We start from the raw sequence: 18,266 nt of genomic DNA, 5'->3' as shown, positions 1-18,266 counted from the left end.
GTTACGATCGCGGCATGGCTACCACGTGGGAGTACGCGACCATCCCCCTGCTGATCCACAACACCAAGGCGATCCTCGACCAATGGGGGGCCGACGGGTGGGAGCTCGTCCAGGTCGTCCCCGGCCCCGACAGCACCAACCTGGTCGCCTACCTCAAGCGCCCCTCCGGCGGGCAGTGATGAGCGTCTCGCCCGAGGCCCGGCTCGCCGAGCTCGGCATCACCCTGCCCGACGTCGCCGCGCCCGTCGCGGCCTACGTCCCCGCCGTCCGCTCCGGGAACTACGTCTACACGGCGGGCCAGCTGCCCTTCGTCGACGGCGCGCTGCCGCTGACCGGCAAGGTCGGCGCCGGCGTCTCGCCGGAGGAGGCCACCGACCTGGCGCGCACCTGCGCGCTCAACGGGCTCGCCGCCGTCCGCTCCCTCGTGGGCACCCTCGACGGCGCGCGGATCGTCAAGGTGACGGGTTTCGTCGCCTCCGACCCGTCGTTCACCGGCCAGCCCGGCGTCGTCAACGGCGCCTCGAACGTCCTCGGCGAGATCTTCGGCGAGGCGGGCGTGCACGCCCGCTCCGCGGTGGGGGTGGCGGTTCTTCCGCTCGACTCTCCGGTCGAGGTGGAGCTGGTCGTCGAGCTTTCCTGAGGTTCTGTCCGTAGCTCTTGGTTGCGGACGCGGGTGGGGACGAGGTCCTTCGCCAGGTCTCGTTCACGGGCCCCAGGGGGGCCCTCGACTTCGGGACTTCTACGACCTGGCGAAGGACCTCGTCCCCACCCGCTCCTGCACCGTCTCGCGCGCCGCTTCCTCGGATGACGCGCTCGACGACGTGGTGACGGTGCGCGGCGCGACCTGCGGTCCCTGGGTTTGCAGGGCGCCGGCGGCGGGTGGCTTCGGGGGACAGGTCCCCGGCCGGGTCACAGCACCGGGAGATCTCCCACCACGAGCGAGCGCGCTCCTCACGCGGCCGCACGACGGCGCGGCGCGAACGAACCGCGACGCGCAAGGCAGGAGTGGCGGCCCTCCCGCCTGCGGCAGCGAGAAAGGTGTCGGCCGCAACCAGGTGCGGCCGCGAGGACTAGCGAGCCCGCCGCTCCAGACGGTCGATGTCCAGCAGCACCACAGCGCGACCCTCACGACGCACCCAACCGCGCGTCGCGAAGTCCGCCAGAGCCTTGTTGACCGTCTCGCGCGAGGCGCCGACCAGCTGGGCGAGCTCTTCCTGCGTGAGGTCGTGGGCGACGCGGATGCCGTCGTCGTTGGGCTCGCCGAAGCGGGCGGAGAGGTCGAGGAGCGCCTTGGCGACGCGGCCGGGGACGTCGGAGAAGACGAGGTCGGCCAGGGTCTCGTTGGTACGGCGCAGGCGGCGGGCCAGGGCGCCGAGCAGGGTGGTGGCGACGCTGGGGTGCGCGGCGATCCACTGCACGAGGGCCTGGTGGCGCAGCTCGTAGACGAGCGCGTCGGACACGGACGAGGCCGTCGCGGTACGGGGGCCCGGGTCGAACAGGGACAGCTCGCCGAACATCTCGCCGGGGCCGAGGATCGACAGCAGGTTCTCCCGGCCGTCGCTCGACCGACGGCCGAGCTTGATCTTGCCCTGCGCGATGACGTAGAGCCGGTCGCCGGGCTCGCCCTCGCGGAAGAGGACGTCCCCGCGGGTCAGCTCGACCGGGACCATGGACTCGAAGAGCGCCTTCGTCTCCTCGGATTCCATGTCCGCGAAGAGAGGGGCGGAGAGCACGACGGTGTCGTCCACAGGATTCCTCACGTGGTTCGTGGGCGGCCGTCCCGGGTCGGGTGCGGTCGTCCGGGGGTTGTCAAGAGGGTGTGTTCCGGTTCTCAGTCTGCCTCACCGCACCAAATCGCGGCACGACGAAGCGCCGGGAGGCGCCGGGGAAGCGTTGCCGGAGCCCGTGTGGGCGGGCGTGGCTACGCTCGCAGTGTGCCGACGAAGCCCACCTCCTCGACCGCCCTCCCGTCCGACGCGACGCCTACGGGCGAGTCGCGGGTCGCGCTGGTGCGACGCGCGCGCCGCATCGACCGCGAGCTGGCGGTGACGTACCCGGACGCGCGGGCGGAGCTGGACTTCACGACGCCGCTGGAGCTGCTGGTGGCGACGGTGCTGTCGGCGCAGACCACGGACGTGCGGGTCAACGCGACCACGCCGGCGATCTTCGCCCGCTACCCGGACGCCGCCGCGTACGCGGGCGCGGACCCGGCGGAGATGGAGGAGCTGTTCAAGCCGCTCGGCTTCTTCCGGGCCAAGACGCGCTCGATCATCGGGCTGGGGCAGGCGCTCGTGGAGCGGTTCGACGGCGAGGTCCCGGCCCGCCTGGACGACCTGGTGACGCTGCCGGGCGTGGGGCGCAAGACGGCGAACGTGGTGCTGGGCAACGCGTTCGGCGTCCCCGGGATCACGGTGGACACGCACTTCGGCCGGCTGGCGCGCCGCTTCGGCTGGACCGACCAGGAGGACCCGGTCAAGGTCGAGCACGAGGTCGGGGCGCTGTTCCCGAAGAAGGACTGGACGATGCTGAGCCATCACCTCGTCTGGCACGGGCGCCGGCGGTGCCACGCGCGGCGGCCGGCGTGCGGGGCGTGCCCGGTGGCGCGCTGGTGCCCGTCGTTCGGGATCGGGGAGACCGACCCGGTCGCCGCGGCGAAGCTCGTCAAGCCGGGGCCGCGGGGCTGAGCCCCGACCACTGACCGAGCCGTGACCCGGTCTCAGCGGGCGGCGAGCGCGTGGTCGAGCCAGTCGACGAGGAGCTTGCCGACCTCGTCGGGGGCCTCCTCGGGCAGGAAGTGCCCGGCGCCGTCGACGGTCTCGTAGCGGAAGTCGCGGGCGAGCGCCGCCCCGTCGACGGGGGCGTGGCGGGGGTCGAGGAAGCCGTCCAGCTCGCCGTGCACCTGCAGCACCGGGACGTCGACGGGCTCGCGCAGCGCGGCGAGGTAGCGGCGGCCGTCGGGGCGCGGCGTCGAGCGGACCATCCAGCGCAGCGACTCCATCACGGTGTGCGCCGCGAACGGGATCCGCATCACCGTGCGGTACAGCTCGTAGGCGTCGGTGCCGAGGGGGCGCGCGGCGCCGTCGCGCAGCACGCGCGCCACCTGGTCGCCGTCGGTGAGCCGGCGTTCGGGCAGGGTGGGCAGCTGGTAGGCGGCGAGCTGGCGGCGTGCCAGCGGGGTGAGCAGCCGGCGGCCCGAGACGTGCAGGCGGGCCGGGTGCGGCGCGGAGACGGCGCCCACGGCCGCGGTCACGGCCGGCTGCAGCCGCGCCATCGACCACGCGGTGACGCCGCCGGTGCCGTGCCCGACGACGACCGCCCGGTCGTGGCCGAGGGAGCGCACCACGCCCGCGACGTCCTGGGTGCCGGTGGGGACGTCGTAGCCGGACGGCGGCTTGTCGGAGGCGCCCACGCCGCGCAGGTCCATCGCCGCCACCCGGTACCCGGCGTCGGCGAGCTGCTCCATCTGGTGCCGCCACGCCCACCAGAACTGCGGGAACCCGTGCAGCAGCACGACGAGCGGGCTGCGGCCGCCGTTCGTCCGGTCGGGCCCGGCGAGCGCGACGTGGAAGCGGGCGCCGTTCGCGGGCACGAGCTCGTGCCGCCAGGGTCCGTCGACCAGGGCGCTGGAGAAGTCGCTGGAGTCCGACATCGCGGTCACCGGTCGAACCTACCCGCTGCGGCGCGCCGGGGCCCGTACGGGCGCGCGATGTCACAGGTTCGTCCGCCTGCCCGACCCTGCGACGGGCTCAGGTCAGGCAGGCGGGCGGGCTCAGCCGGCGGACTCGACCGGCACGTCTCCGCCCTCGGACGGACGCGGCTCCTTGGGCGGGTCGAACCGGTAGCCGACGTTGCGGACGGTGCCGATGAGCTGCTCGTGCTCGGGGCCGAGCTTCGCGCGCAGGCGCCGCACGTGCACGTCCACGGTCCGGGTGCCGCCGTAGTAGTCGTAGCCCCACACCTCCTGCAGCAGCTGGGCCCGCGTGAAGACGCGCCCGGGGTGCTGCACCAGGTACTTGAGGAGCTCGAACTCCTTGTAGGTGAGGTCGATGGGACGCCCGCGCAGCCGGGCGGTGTAGCCGCCGGCGTCGATCGCGAGGTCGCCGGCGGCGATCTCCTGCGGGCCGTCGTCGACGGGGCCGCGCTCGGACCGCTCGATGACGAGGCGCAGGCGCGCCTCCACCTCGGCGGGGGACGCGGTCTCGAGCAGCAGGTCGTCGGCGCCCCACTCGTGCGTGACGACGGTCAGCCCGCCCTCGGTGAGCACGAGCACGAGCGGCACGGTGAGGCCCGTGGCGTGCAGGAGCCGGCACGTGGTGCGGGCGGCGACGAGGTCACGACGCGCGTCGAGCAGGACCACGTCGGAGTCCGGGGCGTCCACCAGTGCGGACGGCTCCATGGGCAGCACCCGGATCCGGTGGCTCAGCAGTCCGAGGGCGGGCAGCACCTCGACCGACCCGCCGGACGCGGGCGTGAGGATCAGCAGCTCGGCCACCGGCACCTCCTCCCGGGTCGTCGGACGGTCCGTTCGACAGCGTCCGACAGGTGCGTCCGCCAACGTACCGCGGTGCGGCGTCGATCACACCGCACCCGTCCCGGTCGGGTGACCGGTTCCCGCAGTGTGCCCCGAACCGTGTTGCGGGCGCGTTTCCGATCGACGACCGGACTGTGACGGGCGCGGCCGAGAGGGTGCCGCGACGTGTCGGCGGCGGGGCGCGGCCGGTGTCGCGAGCGGGCGGGGCGCCGCCCGCCGTCTGCGACACTCGTCGTCGTGACCGTCACCACCCGCGCCGTCTGGACGGCCGTCCTCTCCGCTGTCGTCGCGGCGGCCGCCGCCCTCGACGACTACGGGATCCTGCCCCTGACGGCGGTGGCCGGGGTCCTCGTGCTGCTCCTCGCGACGGGCTGGGGCCCGCTGCTGCGGCTGCCCGCCCAGGGCGGGACGACGGTCGTCGTGGGGGTCGCGGGGCTCGGCGCCGTCGCCGTGGCGTGGGCCACCCAGGGCGAGCCGGTGCTGCGGAACGTGCCGCTGGTGCTCGCGATGGCTCTGGTGCTGGCGTTCGTCGCGGAGATGCTGCGCCGCGGCGGGCGGGCCCGGCTCGTGGAGTCCGTGAGCGGCACGGTGACGGGCGCGGTCGTCGCGGTGTGCTGCTCCGGCTGGGTGGCCGCGGGGCGCTCCGAGGCGGGCGCGTCGCTCGTGGTCGTGAGCGCGCTCGGCCTCGCGGTCGCCGCGGGGGTGTCGGCGACGCCGGTCGCGCGCGGCTGGGCGGGCTCGCTCGTGGGTGTGGTGCTGGGCGCCGTCGCGGCGGGCGGGGTGGCGACGCTCCTGCCGTCGATCGACCCGGTGAGCGGCCTGGTCGCGGGAGCCGTGACCGGCCTGGTGGTCGCGGTGCTGCGACTGCTCTTCGAGCGTCAGCCCGCGCTGACCGGCCGCCGGGCGATGCTGGCCGCGGTCACGGCGCCGGTCGCCGTGAGCGGCATCCTGGTGTTCGTCGTGGGGCGACTCGTCGTCGCCTGAGCCGGCGCGCCACCCCGCGGTGGCGGGCCCGGCCCGGCGTCACGCCGGGCGCTCGACCACGCCCGCCATGTTGATGGCCTCGCCGGCCAGCTCGATGCGCACCTTCTTGCTCACGAGCACGCCGCCGGCCTCGAGCGGCACGTTCCACACCAGCCCGTACCGCTCGCGCTCGAAGTCGGCCGCCGCGCTGAAGCCGAAGATGTCGCGGCCGTACGGGTCGCGCCCAGCCCCGCCGAACTCGGCGTCGAGCGCGATCGGGTGCGTGATGCCGCGGATCGTCAGGTCGCCGTGCAGCACGAACTTCGCGGACGTCTTCAGCGTGCTGGGGGCGGTGTCGGCGCGACCCGGGGTGCGGCCCTTGAGCCGGGCCCAGGAGAAGATCGGGTCGACCTCGGTGCGCCACTCGAGGCCCGTGCTGCGGAAGTCGATCGTGGGGTAGTTCTCCACGTCGAGGAAGTCGGGGCTCAGCAGGTGCGCGTCCCGGTCCGGCAGGTGGGTGCTGATCGACGCGGCGTCCAGGCTGGCTGCGACCGACGACTGCAGCGGGTCCTCGGCCACGCGGATGGTCGCGCTCCCCGACGAGAACTCGCCGCGCACCGGGCTCACCATCATGTGCATCGCGAGGAAGCCGAGCCGCCGGTGCTCCTTGTCGAGCACGTAGTCGCCGGCGGCGGGGATGACGAGGTCGTTCCAGGTCCTGGTGGACGAGGTCATGGATGGTTCTCCGTGGTCGCGACGTCGGCCGGCGCCGGGGGGCGGGCCCGTGGGGCACGTGCGCCCGCCGGCCGGCTCGACGGCGGGACGTCACTCGATGCTTCAACGTTCAATCTACGGTACGGGGGGTGCCCGGCGGGAGTGGGTCCGCCGGCCGGGTGGTGCGCCTCACACGTCGGTGCGGGCGTCAGTAGACGAGCGCCTGGGCCCCCGGTCGGAGCACCTCCTCGGCGAAGACCGCCGCCCCGGCGATGCGGACGCCCGGCAGGACGTCGTCGGGCCCGAGGTCACGGCGGGCTGCGCACTGCGTGCAGAGGGTGACCGAGCCGGCGGCGAGGACGGCGTCGAGCAGGTCGGCGGCGGGTGCCGCGTGCTCGAGCTCGAGCTCCGCCACGCGGCCCGGGACGGCGAACCACGCCGCCTCGCCGGTGAGCCACAGGCTCACCTCCGCGCCGGCGGCGACGGCCGCGGCCGCCACGGTGAGCGCCTGGTTGGCGGCCTCCGGCCGGTCCGTCCCCGACGTGGTCTTGATCACGAGCGAGCGCGCGGGCGTCGCAGCGGTGGGGGTGCTCATGGGCGGCGACCTTACTCACGCTGACCGACCGGGTGACGGCTGGGTAGGATCGCGGCATGTCGATCCACGCTCTCGAGGCAGTGTTCACCGGTCTGCTGGTCGTCGTCTCGGTCACGATCATCTGGTTCGCCGGCTACGTCGTCTACAAGCTGTTCCAGGGCCAGCGCTGATGCCCTTCGCCTTCCCCGAAGGACTCGCGCCCGAGGTCTACCCGCTCGCGTGGCTCGTGGGCCGCTGGCGGGGCGAGGGTGTGATCGAGTACACCGGCATCGACGAGACGCCGTTCGTGCACGACCTCGTCTTCGACCACGACGGCGGCCCCTACCTGCGGTTCGAGTCCACGCTGCGCGTGCGCTCCGCCGCGGCGGCCGACGGCGAGGGCGGTGACGCGCCGGGCGACGACGAGCCCGACACGGTCTGGTCGACGGAGACCGGCTACTGGCGCGTGTCGAGCGACCGGCCGGAGGGGCTGGAGGACGACCGGCACGCGCTGGAGGTGCTCGTCACCGACGCGTCCGGCCGGCTCTCCCTGTTCCTCGGCGTCGCGGGCAACGGCCGCATCGACCTGGCCACGGACTTCGTGGCCCGCACCTCGACGGCCGCGGAGGTCACCGCGGCGAAGCGCCTGTACGGCCTGGTCGAGGGGCGCCTGATGTGGGTCGAGGAGCTCGCCGCGTTCGGGCACCCGCTCGGCTCGTACGCCTCCGCCCAGCTCGACCGCGTCGAGAACGACTGAGGGGACCCCGATGGACTCGCCGCTCCTGGCCCGACAGGGCGCCGTGGCCGCCACGGGTGCCGACGAGGGCGTCGCCTGGCACTACGGGGACCCGGTGGCCGAGCAGCGCGCGCTCGCCCGCGGCGGCGCCGTGGTCGACCAGTCGCACCTTGGCGTCGTGCGCGTCGCCGGGCCCGACCGCCTGTCGTGGCTGCACTCGATCACGTCGCAGGACGTGCAGGCGCTGCCGCCGCGCACCTCCACCGAGCTGTTCGTGCTGTCGCCGCAGGGCCACGTCGAGCACGCCGCCGGCGTCGTCGACGACGGCGAGGCCACCTGGCTGGTCACCGAGGGCGACCACGCCGCGCCGCTCGCCGCCTGGCTCGAGCGCATGAAGTTCATGATGCGGGTCGAGATCGACGACCTCTCCGCCGAGTACGCGGCGCTGGGGGAGCCCGTCGACGCCGAGGGCGTCGAGGGCGAGCCCGTGACCTGGTGGGACACCTGGCCGCGCGTCGCTCAGGGCGGCACCCGGTACGGCCCGCCCGAGACGGAGCACCCGGGCCTGGACCGTCCGTGGCGCCTCGTCCTCGTGCCGCGCGCCGACCTGGAGGCCGCCGTCGCCGAGCGCGAGGCCGCCGGATGGCGCCTGGCCGGCACCTGGGCCACCGAGGCGCTGCGCGTCGAGGCGTGGCGCCCGCGGCTGGCCCACGAGGTCGACCACCGGAGCGTGCCGCACGAGCTCGACTGGCTGCGCACCGCCGTCCACCTGCACAAGGGCTGCTACCGCGGGCAGGAGACGATCGCGCGCGTGCACAACCTCGGCCGCCCGCCGCGGCGGCTGGTGCTGCTCCACCTCGACGGCTCCCAGCACGTGGTCCCCGAGGCGGGTGCCCAGGTGTTCGTCGGCGGGCCCGACGGGCGTGCGGTCGGCACCGTGACCACCGTGGCGCGGCACCACGAGCTCGGACCGGTCGCGCTCGCCGTGATCAAGCGGTCCGCCCCCGAGGACGCCGAGCTCACCGTGGTGGGCGACGTCGGCGGGCAGGAGCTGCAGGTCGCGGCCGCGCAGGAGGTCGTGGTGCCGGGCGACGGCGTCTCGGCCGACCGCCCCGAGGCGCACGGGCCGCTGACCCGCGGCCTCACCCCGCGCGGGCCCGACGCCCCGCAGAGCCTGCTGTGAGCAGGCGCCCGTGAGCGACGAGCCGGCGGCCCGTCCCACGGGCGACATGTCCCGCCGCGCGGGCGCCGCCGCGCGCGCCGCGCTGCGGTCCCTGCCCCGGCGCATCCGGCTGCGGCAGGGCATCTCGCGGGTCCGGGTCGCGTTCTGGCCGATCGTCCAGGCGGCGCTGGCCGCGGGCGTCGCGTACGGGATCGCGGTCGTCGTGCTCGGGCACACCCAGCCCTTCTTCGCCGCCGTCGCCGCGTGGGTCTGCCTCGGCTTCAGCTTCGACCGCGAGCTGCGGAAGGTGGCCGAGGTGGCCGCGGGCGTGGCCCTCGGCGTCGGTCTTGGGGACCTCATGGTCCACCTCATCGGGTCGGGCTGGTGGCAGATCGCGCTGGTGATGGCGGTCTCGGCCCTCCTCGCCCGGTTCGTCGACCGCGGCCCGCTGGTGACGATCCAGGCGGGCGTCCAGGCGGGCGTCGTCGTGGGCCTGCCGGCGTCGGTCGCGACCAACGGCGCCTTCGGCCGGTGGACGGACGCCCTGGTCGGGGGCGGCGTCGCGCTGCTCGTCGCGCTCCTCACGCCCGGCGACCCGCGGCGGCGCATCCGTGACCTGGCGCAGAGCGCGACCCGGGAGCTGGCGCTCACGCTGGAGTCCGTCGCGCTGGGCCTGCGCGACGGCGACGCCGACGAGCTCGCCGCGGCGCTGGTGCGCGGCCGGGCCGCCGAGAAGTCGCTCGAGGAGTGGCACGACGTCGCGACGAAGTCGGACGAGATCGCCCGGGTGAGCGTCAACCGCGTGCTCAGGGCGGAGATCACGCGGCTCACCGGCCAGGCGGTGCTGGTCGACCGGGCCATGCGCAGCGTCCGCGTGCTCGCCCGGCGTGCCCCGGCGACGCTCCGCTCGTTGGGGAAGCTGGGGGAGGAGGGCAGCCACCGCGTGACGGCGGCGCCCCTGTCGGGCGGGCTGCCGCCCCCGCCGGAGGTCGACCCGACCGCCGACCCGGTGGCCGACCTCGTCGTGCGCCTCGCGCACGGCGTGCGGCTGCTCGCCGCCGCCCTCGGCTCGGGCACGGGCCTGGGGCAGGCGCGCGACGCGCTCCTCGACGTCGCGCGCGACGTCGACCCGCGCACCGTGGGCGAGGGGCACTGGCAGGTGCAGTCGCTGGTGCTGCTGCTGCGCTCGCCCGTCGTCGACCTGCTGGAGGCGGCGGGCCTGCCGCCCGAGGAGGCGCGGGACGCCCTCCCGGAGATGTGACGGCGAGGTAGTACCGAACCTGCCGAGGTAGCTGGTCTCAGCGGTGCTCGACGGTGTCCGTGTCGTCGGCGAGGAGCTGGTGGGTGAGCTGTTCCACGAGCTCGTCGACCTCCGGCTCGTCGCCGCCGGGCCACTCGGCGACGTACCGCCGCAGCCGCTGCCGCTCCGCCTCGCGGATCGACTCGGCCGCGACGTCGCCGTCGGGGGTGGCGAGGACCGCGTCGCCGTCGACCTCGACGAGGCCGCGCGCCTCCAGCGCCTCCGCGACCCGCCGCACCGTCGCGGGCGAGACCTCGGTGCGCTCGGCCATGAGCTGAACGGAGCGCTTCCGCTTGAGGGAGACACGCGTGACCATCCACGCCTCCTCGGCGGTGAGGTCGTCGTCGCGCGAGATCGTCTCGTACACCTTGAGCGGGTCGAGCTTGCCCACCCGGCGCCACAGGATCAGCCGCAGCTCGTCGAGCGACGTGCGGGCGGACCCCAGTCCGAACGACCCACCGGCGGCCTGGCCCGCGCTGCCGGGCCCGTCCCCGCGGGTGGCGCTGCGCAGCTCGACCTCGGGCAGCAGCCAGGTGAGGAGGAAGGCGAGCGCCGCCACCGGTACGGCCCAGAGGAAGACGACGTGCAGCGCGCCTGCGTAGGCGTCGACGAACCAGCTCTGCACCTCGGGCGGGCACTGCGCGAGCGTCTGCGACGAGGCGGACAGGGCGGCCGGTGAGCAGGGGCCCTGGGCGGTCGCCGGGACGGCGGTGGTGAGCTCGGTGCCGAGCCGGTTCGCGAAGACGGTGCCGAACACCGCGACGCCCACGGACGACCCGATGGTCCGGAAGTAGGTGGCGCCCGACGTGGCCGTGCCGAGGTCCTTGTAGTCGACGGCGTTCTGCACCGCGATCACCAGGACCTGCGTGACCATGCCCAGCCCGGCGCCGAGCACGAACATGCTCAGGCCGGCCTGGAGCGTGCTCGTGTCCGGGCCCATGAGCGAGAGCAGGTAGAGGCCGACGGAGGTGATCGCGGTCCCGAGGATCGGGTAGATCTTGTACCGCCCGGTGCGGGAGATGAGCTGCCCGGACCCGATGGACGTGAGCAGCATGCCGAGCATCATCGGCGTCATCTCGAGCCCGGACTCCGTGGGTGTGGAGCCCTTGACGGTCTGCAGGTACAGCGGCAGGTAGGTGATCGCGCCGAACATCGCGAACCCGACGACGAATCCGACGACCGCGGCCACGGTGAACACCCTGCTGCGGAACAGGTGCAGCGGCAGCACCGGCTCGGGGGCTCGCCGTTCGACGACGACGAACGCGACGATCCCGAGGACGGCGGCCGCGATCATCGCCCACACGGCGACGGAGTCCCACGCCCAGGTGCTGCCGCCCAGGCTCGTGACCAGCACGATCGCCGTCGAGACCATGGCGAGCAGGACGATGCCGGCGTAGTCGACCTTGGGCTTGCGGCCGGCCTCGATGCGAGGGAGCACGGAGGCGACGACGAGCAGCGCGACCACGCCGATGGGGATGTTGATGTAGAAGACCCAGCGCCAGTCGAGGTTGTCCACGAAGAAGCCGCCCAGCAGCGGGCCGGCGACCGACGAGACGCCGAAGACGGCGCCGAAGAAGCCCTGGTACCTGCCGCGCTCGCGCGGCGGGACGACGTCGCCGATGATCGCCTGCGACAGCACCATGAGCCCGCCGCCGCCCACGCCCTGCACGGCGCGCCACGCGATGAGCTGGCCCATCGTCTGGGACGTGCCGGACAGGATCGACCCGACGAGGAAGATGAGGATGCAGGCGATGAACAGCGCCTTGCGCCCGTAGAGGTCGCCGAGCTTGCCCCACAGCACCGTGGTGGCCGTGCTCGCGAGCATGTAGGCCGTCACGACCCAGGAGAGGTGCTCCGCGCCGCCGAGGTCGGACACGATGGTGGGCAGCGCCGTCGCGACGATCGTCTGGTCGAGCGCGGCGAGCAGCATCGCGAGCATGAGCCCGCCGAAGATGGCCAGCACCCTGCGCTGCGGCAGGGCCTCCGGTTCGGCGGGTGGTGCGCTCGGAGCGGTCATGGGATGCCTCCCGGCCCGGTGGTTGAGCCTGTCGAAACTCGTCCGGGTCGCACGTTGCCACGGACGGTGCGGGTCGGCATGCGGAACCACTCGTTGTCGTCGAGTAGTTGATGAGATACAGTACTTGGCGTGATGCAGCGAGCTGAACCTTCGACGGCGGACGACGCGTTCTCCGCCGACCTGCTGCGTGGTCACACCGACACGATCGTGCTCGCGACGCTCCGTCGCGGGGACCGCTACGGCTTCGAGATCTACAAGACGATCCGCGACGCCACGGGCGGTGCGCACGAGATCAAGGAGGCCACGCTCTACGCGACGTACCGCCGTCTCACCAAGGACGGCCTGGTCGAGGCCTACTGGGGTGACGAGTCCCAGGGCGGGCGCCGCAAGTACTACCGGATCACGGACGCCGGGCGGGCCGTGTTCCGGAGCAACGTCGCCGCGTGGGTCGCCACCCGCGACGTCATCGACTCCCTCCTCAGCACCGGCACCAGCACGGGCACCAGCACAGACAAGGACACCTCCCGATGACCACCGTCCACCGCCTCCTCGACGACGCGTTCGCGGGCGTCGAGCCGTCCCCCGAGGTCCAGGACCTCAAGGAGGAGATCCGGGCGAACCTCGAGGCCCGGGCCGCCGAGCTGCAGGCCGGCGGTGCGTCGCCCGACGACGCCGCCCGCCGGGCGTTCGACGAGCTGGGCGACGTCGGCGCGCTCGTCGCCGACGCGCAGGCGGACGTCGTCGCCGAGACCGGCGGCGCGCCCCGCACGGCGCTGCAGGAGGCCTTCGTGGCCGCCCGGCAGCACCGTGTCCGGCCGAAGCCGCGCTTCGTCCTGGGCGTCGTCCTCGCGTCGCTGGTGCTCGTGGCCCTGGTCGCCCTCTGCCTGCTGGCAGCCCTCGACGTCCTCGCCCTGCCGGGCGTCGTCGTCGCCGCGCTCCTGCTCACGGCGTCCAGCGCCGCCGGGTTCGTGGTCGGGTCGTCGCTCTCGCAGGAGACGACGACGAACCATCCCGTGCCGTCGCGGCGCGCGGGCGGCTACTACCTCGCCACGGGCCTCGCCGTCTTCGGCCTGCTCCTCGCCGGGTTCACCCTGCTCGGCACGTTCGAGGCGTGGGGGTACGTCGTCTCGGCAGGACTCCTCGTGGTGGGCGGCGTCGTGTTCACGATGCTCGGCGTCACGCAGACCAACCGGAAGAAGGCGTGGGTGCGGGACGTCGCGCGGGCCCAGGCCTCCGGTCACCACTACGACCGGTTCGACCACGACCCGGCCGCCGCCGCGCGGTTCGGCGTCTACACGGTCGTCATCTGGCTGGTGGCGTTCGTCGTGTTCGTCGTCCTCGGCGTCACCGTCGGCTGGGCCTGGTCCTGGCTGACCTTCGTCGTCGCCCTCGCGGTGATGATGCTCGTCCTCGCCCGGATGCTCTTCCGGTCGACGGAGGAGCAGCAGAAGAAGTAGCAGCAGAACGGTCCCGGGCGACTGCCATCGCCCGGGACCGGTGGCTCGGGTCCGGTGCACGACCGCACCACGAGACGCACTCCCACCCTAGGGCGTGCGCCGGACCCTCCGACCCCTGGAGGAAGCATGTCCACCCCGACCCTGTCGGCGCCGGCGATCGAGGTCGCCGGCCTGACCAAGACCTACGGCTCCGGCCGCACCGCTCGTCGAGGCTCGCGCACGGTGCGCGCCCTCGACGGCCTCGACCTCGCCGCCGCCTCCGGCAGCGTGCTGGGGCTGCTCGGCCCGAACGGCGCCGGCAAGTCCACCACCGTGAAGATCCTCGCGACGCTCTCCGCCCCGGACGGCGGGACCGCGCGCGTCGCGGGCCACGACGTCGTGCGCGACCCGGCCGCCGTCCGGCGCGCCATCGGCTACGTCGCGCAGCGCCCCGTCACCGACCCGATGGGCACGGGCCGCGAGAACCTCGTCCTGGCCGGCCGGCTGCAGGGCCTCGGCGCCCGCGACGCCCGGTCGCGGGCCGGCGAGCTGCTCGAGCGGTTCGGCGTCGCGCACGCCGCCGACCGCCTGGTGAAGACCTGGTCCGGCGGGATGGCGCGCAAGCTGGACGTCGCCGTCGGCCTGGTGCACCGGCCGCAGGTGCTGTTCCTCGACGAGCCCACCACGGGCCTCGACCCCGAGGCGCGCGCCGCGATGTGGGCCGAGATCGAGCGCATGGCGGCCGGCGACGGCATGACGATCCTGCTCACCACCCACTACCTGGACGAGGCCGACCGCCTCGCCGACCAGGTGGTCATCGTGGACGCGGGCCGCGTCGTCACCGCGGGCACCCCCGACGCGCTGAAGGACGGGCTGCGCGGCGACGGCGTCACCGTCGAGCTCGACGACGTCGCCGCGGCGGCGGCCGCCGCACCCGTCGCCGCGGGCGTGCCGGGCGTCGTCGACGTCGTGGCGGAAGGTCGCACGCTGCGGGCGCGCGCCGACGCGGGGGCCACCGCGCTCCCGGCGCTGCTCGCGGCCCTCGACACCGCGGGCCTGGGCGTGCGGGCGGCGGGGCTGTCCCGGCCCACGCTCGACGACGTCTACCTGCGGCACACCGGCCGCAGCCTGGAGGCGGCCCACCGGGCCGCGAGCGAGACCGCCGGCAGCGCCGGCGCCGAGGCCACGGAGGTGGCGGCATGAGCACCGCGACGATCGACCCGACCACGACGCGCCGTCCGGCCCGTCGCACGAGCGCGCTGACCCAGGCCGCGCTCCTCACGGGGCGGCAGGCCCGACAGGGCGTGCGCATCCCCGTCTTCATGGTGATGAACCTGCTGCAGCCGATGATCTGGCTGCTGCTGTTCGGGCAGCTCTTCCGGTCCGTCATCGAGATCCCCGGGTTCGCCGGGGGAGCGGACGTCAGCTACCTCGAGTACCTCACGCCGGGCGTCGTCATGATGACGGCGATGGGCGGCGCGGCCTGGGCGGGCACCACGTTCGTGCAGGACATGGACCGCGGCGTCATGGACCGCTTCCTCGCCTCGCCGACCAGCCGCGGCGCGCTGCTGTCCGCGTCGATGGCCTGGTACGCGCTGCTCGGCTGCGCGCAGGCGCTGGTCGTCGTGGGTGTCGCGTGGCTCGGCGGGGCGCGGTTCCCGGGCGGCTGGGCCGGCGTGCTCGTCATGCTGGTCGCCGTCGCGCTGCTGAGCTGCCTGTTCGCGGCGCTGTCCGGCGCCGTCGCCCTGCTCACGCGCCAGCAGGAGGCGCTCATCGGCGTCTCGCAGCTGCTGACGATCCCGCTGATGTTCCTCTCGTCGGCGGTGATGGACCCGGCCCTCGCGCCGGACTGGATCGCCACCGCCGCGAGGTACAACCCGTTCGACTGGGCGGTGGTCGTGGCCCGCGACGCGCTCCAGGGCTTCGCCGACCCCGGCACCGTGTGGCTGCACCTGGGCCTGCTCGCCGGCGCCGTCGCGGTCATGGGCGCGCTCGCGTCGTCGGCGTTCCGCGCCTACCGGCGCGCCGTCTGACGCCGAGGGAGCGGGAGCAGCAGGACTGCCGAGGTGGTACCGGACACGTGGTCTCGTACTACCTCGGCAGGTCTCGTCCTACCTCGGCAGGGTGCGTCCTACCTCGTCAGGTTCGGTATTCCCTCGGCGGTGGTGTCTGTTCGGGGCTCGACGGGGACGGTACGGTCGTCGGTCATGGAGGTCTCCGTCAGCGCGCTGCGCGCCGAGCTCAAGTCGTGGATCGAGAAGGCGCGGGCGGGCGAGGAGGTCGTCATCACCGAGCGGGGGGTGCCGGTCGCACGCCTGTCGGGGGTGCAGACCGCCGACCTCGTCGCCGGGCTGGTGCGCGACGGCCTGCTCACGCCCGCCGCGACGGAGCGGCCGGTGCACGCGGTGCCCGACGACGGCGAGGCCGCCCGGGCGGTCGCGCGGCCGGCCCCGCGCCCCGCGGCCCGGCCGGCGTCGCGCATGTCCGACCTCGTGCGGCGCATCCGGCGCTGACGCCGTTCTCGACCCGCCCGACCGCCGTCACGGAGAACGGAGCAGGATGGCACTCGTCTACTTCGACGCCAGCGCGCTGGTGAAGCTGTGCGTGCCCGAGCCCGGCTCGGCGCTGGCGAGCGCGCTGTGGAACCGCGCCGACATAGTCGTCTCGTCGCGCATCGCCGACGCCGAGGTGCGGGCGGCGCTCGCCGCCGGCGAGCGGGCCGGCGTCCTCGACCCGCTCGCGCGACGGCGCGGGACGGCGATCTGGGACGAGCTGAGCGTCGGGCTGCACACTCTCGAGGTGACGGCCGAGGTCTCGAAGCGCGCGGCCGAGCTCGTCGCGTCGTGCCCCGTGCCGCTGCGTGGTGCCGACGCCCTGCACGTGGCGAGCGCCCTCGCCGTCGCGCACGACGACACCGTCGTCGCCGCGTGGGACGAGCACGTCGCGGGCGCCGCCCGCTCCCGGCGCCTCCGCGTCCTCCCGTAGGCTCGGCGGGTGATCTCCGCCGCCTTCGGATCCTTCCAGTACATCGTGCTCGTCGTGCTCGCCGTCGTGGTGTTCGTCGTGCAGCTCGTCGCGTTCCTCGACGCCGCCCGCCGGCCGGCCAACGCCTACGTGTCCGAGGGGAAGCTGAAGAAGAACATCTGGCTGATCATCCTCGGCATCGCGGCCCTCATCGGGCTGTTCGGGCTGCCGCCGATGCTCATGACGGCCGGGTCGTTCTTCAACGTCATCGCCGTGACGCCCGCGATCATCTACTGGGTCGACGTGCGCCCGCGGATCCTGCCCTACGGCACGGGCGGGGGGCGTCGTCCCCAGGGCCCGACGGGCGGCTGGTGACGTGGTCGAGGTGACGACGCCTGGCTCGAGCGCGCCCGTGGCGCGGGGCGCGGCCCCGCTGGCCGAGGTCGTGCGGGGGGACCTCGTGGAGTCGGTGCACCTGGGGCACCTGGTGGTGCTGGGCCCGGACGGCGCGGTCCGGCTCGCCCTGGGCGACCCGACGACGACGATCTGGCCGCGCTCGTCGGTCAAGCCGCTGCAGGCCGTGGGCATGTTGCGCACCGGCCTCGACCTGCCGGACCGCCTCCTGGCGCTCGCGGCCGCCAGCCACAGCGGTGCCCCGGAGCACCTGGCCGGCGTCCGCGAGATCCTCGCCGGCGCCGGGCTCGACGAGTCCGCGCTGCGCAACACGCCCGACCTGCCGCTGGGCCGCGCCGAGGCGCTCGCCTGGCAGGAGGCAGGGCACGGCCCGGAGCGGATCGCGCAGAACTGCTCGGGCAAGCACGCCGCGATGCTCGCGACCTGCGTCGCGGCCGGCTGGGACGCCGCGACCTACCTCGACGTCGACCACCCGCTGCAGCACGCGGTGCGCGACGCCGTCGTCGGGCTGACGGGGGGCGCGGACCCGCACGTCACCGTGGACGGCTGCGGCGCGCCGCTGTTCTCCACGACCGTGCTCGGGCTGGCCCGCTCGTTCGGCCGGCTCGCGTCGGCGGCCGCCGACGGCGCCTCCGCCGACGGCGGGCGGATCGCGCGCGCGATGGCGCGGCACCCGGAGATGGTGGCCGGCCGCGGGCGCGAGGACACCCTCGTCATGACCGCCGTGCCCGGCGCGATCGCCAAGATCGGCGCGGACGGCGTGTGCGCGGCGGGCCTGCCCGACGGGTCGGCGGTGGCGTTCAAGATCCTCGACGGCGGCGACCGGCCGCGCCCGGCCATCCTCGCCGCGGCGATGCGCGCGGCAGGGGCGGCCGGCGTCGCGGGGGCGGACGCCGCAGCGCTCGACGCCGTCGGCGTCACGCCCGTGCTGGGCGGCGGGGCCCCGGTCGGCGCGGTGCGCCCGGCCTTCGCGGCGGACGTCGCATGAGGGCCGTGCTGCAGCGCGTGTCGAGCGCGTCCGTCACGGTCGACGGCGAGGTGGTGGGCGCGATCGACCGCCCCGGCCTGCTCGCGCTCGTCGGCGTGACGCACGACGACGGCGCCGCCGAGGTGGCGACCGTCGCCCGCAAGATCGCGGAGCTGCGGATCCTGCGCGACGAGCGCTCGGTCACGGACGCGGGCGCCCCGGTGCTGGTGGTCAGCCAGTTCACCCTGTACGGGGACGCGCGCAAAGGTCGCAGGCCCACCTGGAACGCGGCCGCGCCCGGCCCGGTGGCGGAGCCGCTGGTGGACGCGGTCGTGGCCGACCTGCGGTCGCGGGGCCTCGAGGTGGCCACCGGGAGGTTCGGCGCGGACATGGACGTCGCCCTGGTGAACGACGGCCCCGTGACGATATTGGTGGAGACCTGACAAATCGCTGACCTGCGTCTTCGCGCACATCTCGGGGCGATGCGG

Annotated in this window: 22 protein-coding genes; 16 read left to right on the top strand and 6 right to left on the bottom strand. The window is 74.5% G+C overall.

What is annotated here, in order from left to right:
* Window positions 1–14 precede the first annotated feature (14 nt).
* Window positions 15–179, top strand: coding sequence for a DUF4177 domain-containing protein (locus tag ACH443_RS12200; RefSeq protein ID WP_139820690.1), 165 nt, complete (start codon window positions 15–17; stop codon window positions 177–179).
* A complete protein-coding gene (locus tag ACH443_RS12195) occupies window positions 179–640 on the top strand; it encodes a RidA family protein (RefSeq protein ID WP_429766688.1) in 462 nt (153 codons plus the stop codon). The genes ACH443_RS12200 and ACH443_RS12195 overlap by 1 nt, the downstream gene beginning before the upstream one ends.
* Before the next feature lie 430 nt (window positions 641–1,070).
* On the opposite strand, the gene ACH443_RS12190 is transcribed toward ACH443_RS12195, so the two are convergent.
* On the bottom strand, window positions 1,071–1,748 hold the full coding sequence (locus tag ACH443_RS12190) for a Crp/Fnr family transcriptional regulator (protein ID WP_416345052.1): 678 nt from the start codon (window positions 1,746–1,748) through the stop codon (window positions 1,071–1,073).
* A 186-nt stretch (window positions 1,749–1,934) separates the two neighbouring features.
* On the opposite strand from ACH443_RS12190, the gene nth reads away from it, so the two are divergent.
* Window positions 1,935–2,684, top strand: coding sequence for an endonuclease III (gene nth, locus ACH443_RS12185; RefSeq protein ID WP_430590452.1), 750 nt, complete (start codon window positions 1,935–1,937; stop codon window positions 2,682–2,684).
* Window positions 2,685–2,716: 32 nt separating this feature from the next.
* Here nth and ACH443_RS12180 read toward each other — a convergent pair whose 3' ends face one another.
* Both ACH443_RS12180 and ACH443_RS12175 read right to left on the bottom strand, forming a co-directional pair.
* A complete protein-coding gene (locus ACH443_RS12180; protein ID WP_430590580.1) occupies window positions 2,717–3,649 on the bottom strand; it encodes an alpha/beta fold hydrolase in 933 nt (310 codons plus the stop codon).
* 120 nt (window positions 3,650–3,769) lie between these two features.
* Complete coding sequence (locus ACH443_RS12175) at window positions 3,770–4,492, bottom strand: winged-helix domain-containing protein (protein WP_430590451.1); 723 nt, start codon at window positions 4,490–4,492, stop codon at window positions 3,770–3,772.
* A 276-nt stretch (window positions 4,493–4,768) separates the two neighbouring features.
* Here ACH443_RS12175 and ACH443_RS12170 point away from each other — a divergent pair, with 276 nt between their 5' ends.
* Window positions 4,769–5,515 (top strand): hypothetical protein, encoded by a 747-nt coding sequence (locus ACH443_RS12170; RefSeq protein WP_430590450.1) that lies wholly within the window; start codon window positions 4,769–4,771, stop codon window positions 5,513–5,515.
* 39 nt (window positions 5,516–5,554) lie between these two features.
* On the opposite strand, the gene ACH443_RS12165 is transcribed toward ACH443_RS12170, so the two are convergent.
* Complete coding sequence (locus ACH443_RS12165) at window positions 5,555–6,229, bottom strand: YceI family protein (RefSeq protein WP_429766692.1); 675 nt, start codon at window positions 6,227–6,229, stop codon at window positions 5,555–5,557.
* A gap of 187 nt (window positions 6,230–6,416) precedes the next feature.
* The gene (locus tag ACH443_RS12160) at window positions 6,417–6,803 is read right to left on the bottom strand and encodes a DsrE family protein (RefSeq protein WP_429766693.1); all 387 of its coding nucleotides are present in this window, start codon (window positions 6,801–6,803) and stop codon (window positions 6,417–6,419) included.
* 169 nt (window positions 6,804–6,972) lie between these two features.
* On the opposite strand from ACH443_RS12160, the gene ACH443_RS12155 reads away from it, so the two are divergent.
* Genes ACH443_RS12155 through ACH443_RS12145 form a run of 3 tightly spaced genes read left to right on the top strand, consistent with a single transcriptional unit; the run spans window position 6,973 to window position 9,941 of the window.
* Window positions 6,973–7,539, top strand: a complete 567-nt coding sequence (locus ACH443_RS12155; protein WP_429766694.1) for an FABP family protein — start codon at window positions 6,973–6,975, stop codon at window positions 7,537–7,539.
* A 10-nt stretch (window positions 7,540–7,549) separates the two neighbouring features.
* Complete coding sequence (locus tag ACH443_RS12150; RefSeq protein ID WP_430590449.1) at window positions 7,550–8,701, top strand: YgfZ/GcvT domain-containing protein; 1,152 nt, start codon at window positions 7,550–7,552, stop codon at window positions 8,699–8,701.
* Window positions 8,702–8,711: 10 nt separating this feature from the next.
* Window positions 8,712–9,941: an aromatic acid exporter family protein gene (locus tag ACH443_RS12145; RefSeq protein ID WP_430590448.1), complete on the top strand. Its 1,230-nt coding sequence runs from the start codon at window positions 8,712–8,714 to the stop codon at window positions 9,939–9,941.
* Window positions 9,942–9,978: 37 nt separating this feature from the next.
* On the opposite strand, the gene ACH443_RS12140 is transcribed toward ACH443_RS12145, so the two are convergent.
* Window positions 9,979–11,997, bottom strand: coding sequence for a DHA2 family efflux MFS transporter permease subunit (locus ACH443_RS12140; RefSeq protein WP_430590447.1), 2,019 nt, complete (start codon window positions 11,995–11,997; stop codon window positions 9,979–9,981).
* Between the two features lie 132 nt (window positions 11,998–12,129).
* Between ACH443_RS12140 and ACH443_RS12135 the strand changes: the two genes are divergently transcribed.
* The 9 genes from ACH443_RS12135 to dtd all read left to right on the top strand — a co-directional run bounded on the left by ACH443_RS12135 (window position 12,130) and on the right by dtd (window position 18,221).
* Entirely contained in the window at window positions 12,130–12,528 is a 399-nt protein-coding gene (locus ACH443_RS12135) for a PadR family transcriptional regulator (RefSeq protein ID WP_429766826.1), read from the top strand.
* On the top strand, window positions 12,525–13,454 hold the full coding sequence (locus tag ACH443_RS12130) for a permease prefix domain 1-containing protein (RefSeq protein ID WP_429766700.1): 930 nt from the start codon (window positions 12,525–12,527) through the stop codon (window positions 13,452–13,454). The genes ACH443_RS12135 and ACH443_RS12130 overlap by 4 nt, the downstream gene beginning before the upstream one ends.
* A gap of 126 nt (window positions 13,455–13,580) precedes the next feature.
* Window positions 13,581–14,636 carry an ABC transporter ATP-binding protein gene (locus ACH443_RS12125; protein WP_430590446.1) on the top strand — a complete coding sequence of 352 codons (1,056 nt, stop codon included), beginning with the start codon at window positions 13,581–13,583 and terminating at the stop codon, window positions 14,634–14,636.
* Entirely contained in the window at window positions 14,633–15,466 is an 834-nt protein-coding gene (locus ACH443_RS12120) for an ABC transporter permease (protein WP_429766704.1), read from the top strand. The genes ACH443_RS12125 and ACH443_RS12120 overlap by 4 nt, the downstream gene beginning before the upstream one ends.
* A gap of 174 nt (window positions 15,467–15,640) precedes the next feature.
* Window positions 15,641–15,946, top strand: coding sequence for a type II toxin-antitoxin system Phd/YefM family antitoxin (locus ACH443_RS12115; RefSeq protein ID WP_430590445.1), 306 nt, complete (start codon window positions 15,641–15,643; stop codon window positions 15,944–15,946).
* A gap of 46 nt (window positions 15,947–15,992) precedes the next feature.
* A complete protein-coding gene (locus ACH443_RS12110; RefSeq protein ID WP_429766708.1) occupies window positions 15,993–16,418 on the top strand; it encodes a type II toxin-antitoxin system VapC family toxin in 426 nt (141 codons plus the stop codon).
* 9 nt (window positions 16,419–16,427) lie between these two features.
* A complete protein-coding gene (locus tag ACH443_RS12105) occupies window positions 16,428–16,772 on the top strand; it encodes a DUF2516 family protein (protein ID WP_430546128.1) in 345 nt (114 codons plus the stop codon).
* A gap of 10 nt (window positions 16,773–16,782) precedes the next feature.
* The gene (locus ACH443_RS12100) at window positions 16,783–17,799 is read left to right on the top strand and encodes an asparaginase (RefSeq protein WP_430590444.1); all 1,017 of its coding nucleotides are present in this window, start codon (window positions 16,783–16,785) and stop codon (window positions 17,797–17,799) included.
* Complete coding sequence (gene dtd / locus ACH443_RS12095) at window positions 17,796–18,221, top strand: D-aminoacyl-tRNA deacylase (protein WP_429766713.1); 426 nt, start codon at window positions 17,796–17,798, stop codon at window positions 18,219–18,221. Before ACH443_RS12100 ends, dtd begins: the two co-directional genes overlap by 4 nt.
* Window positions 18,222–18,266 lie beyond the last annotated feature (45 nt).

Origin of the sequence: Isoptericola sp. NPDC019571 (assembly GCF_044389385.1) — a bacterium.
Taxonomy (GTDB): Bacteria; Actinomycetota; Actinomycetes; order Actinomycetales; family Cellulomonadaceae; genus Isoptericola; species Isoptericola nanjingensis.
The sequence above is the reverse complement of the archived record's forward strand: the minus strand, read 5'-3'. Positions and strand labels throughout refer to the sequence as shown.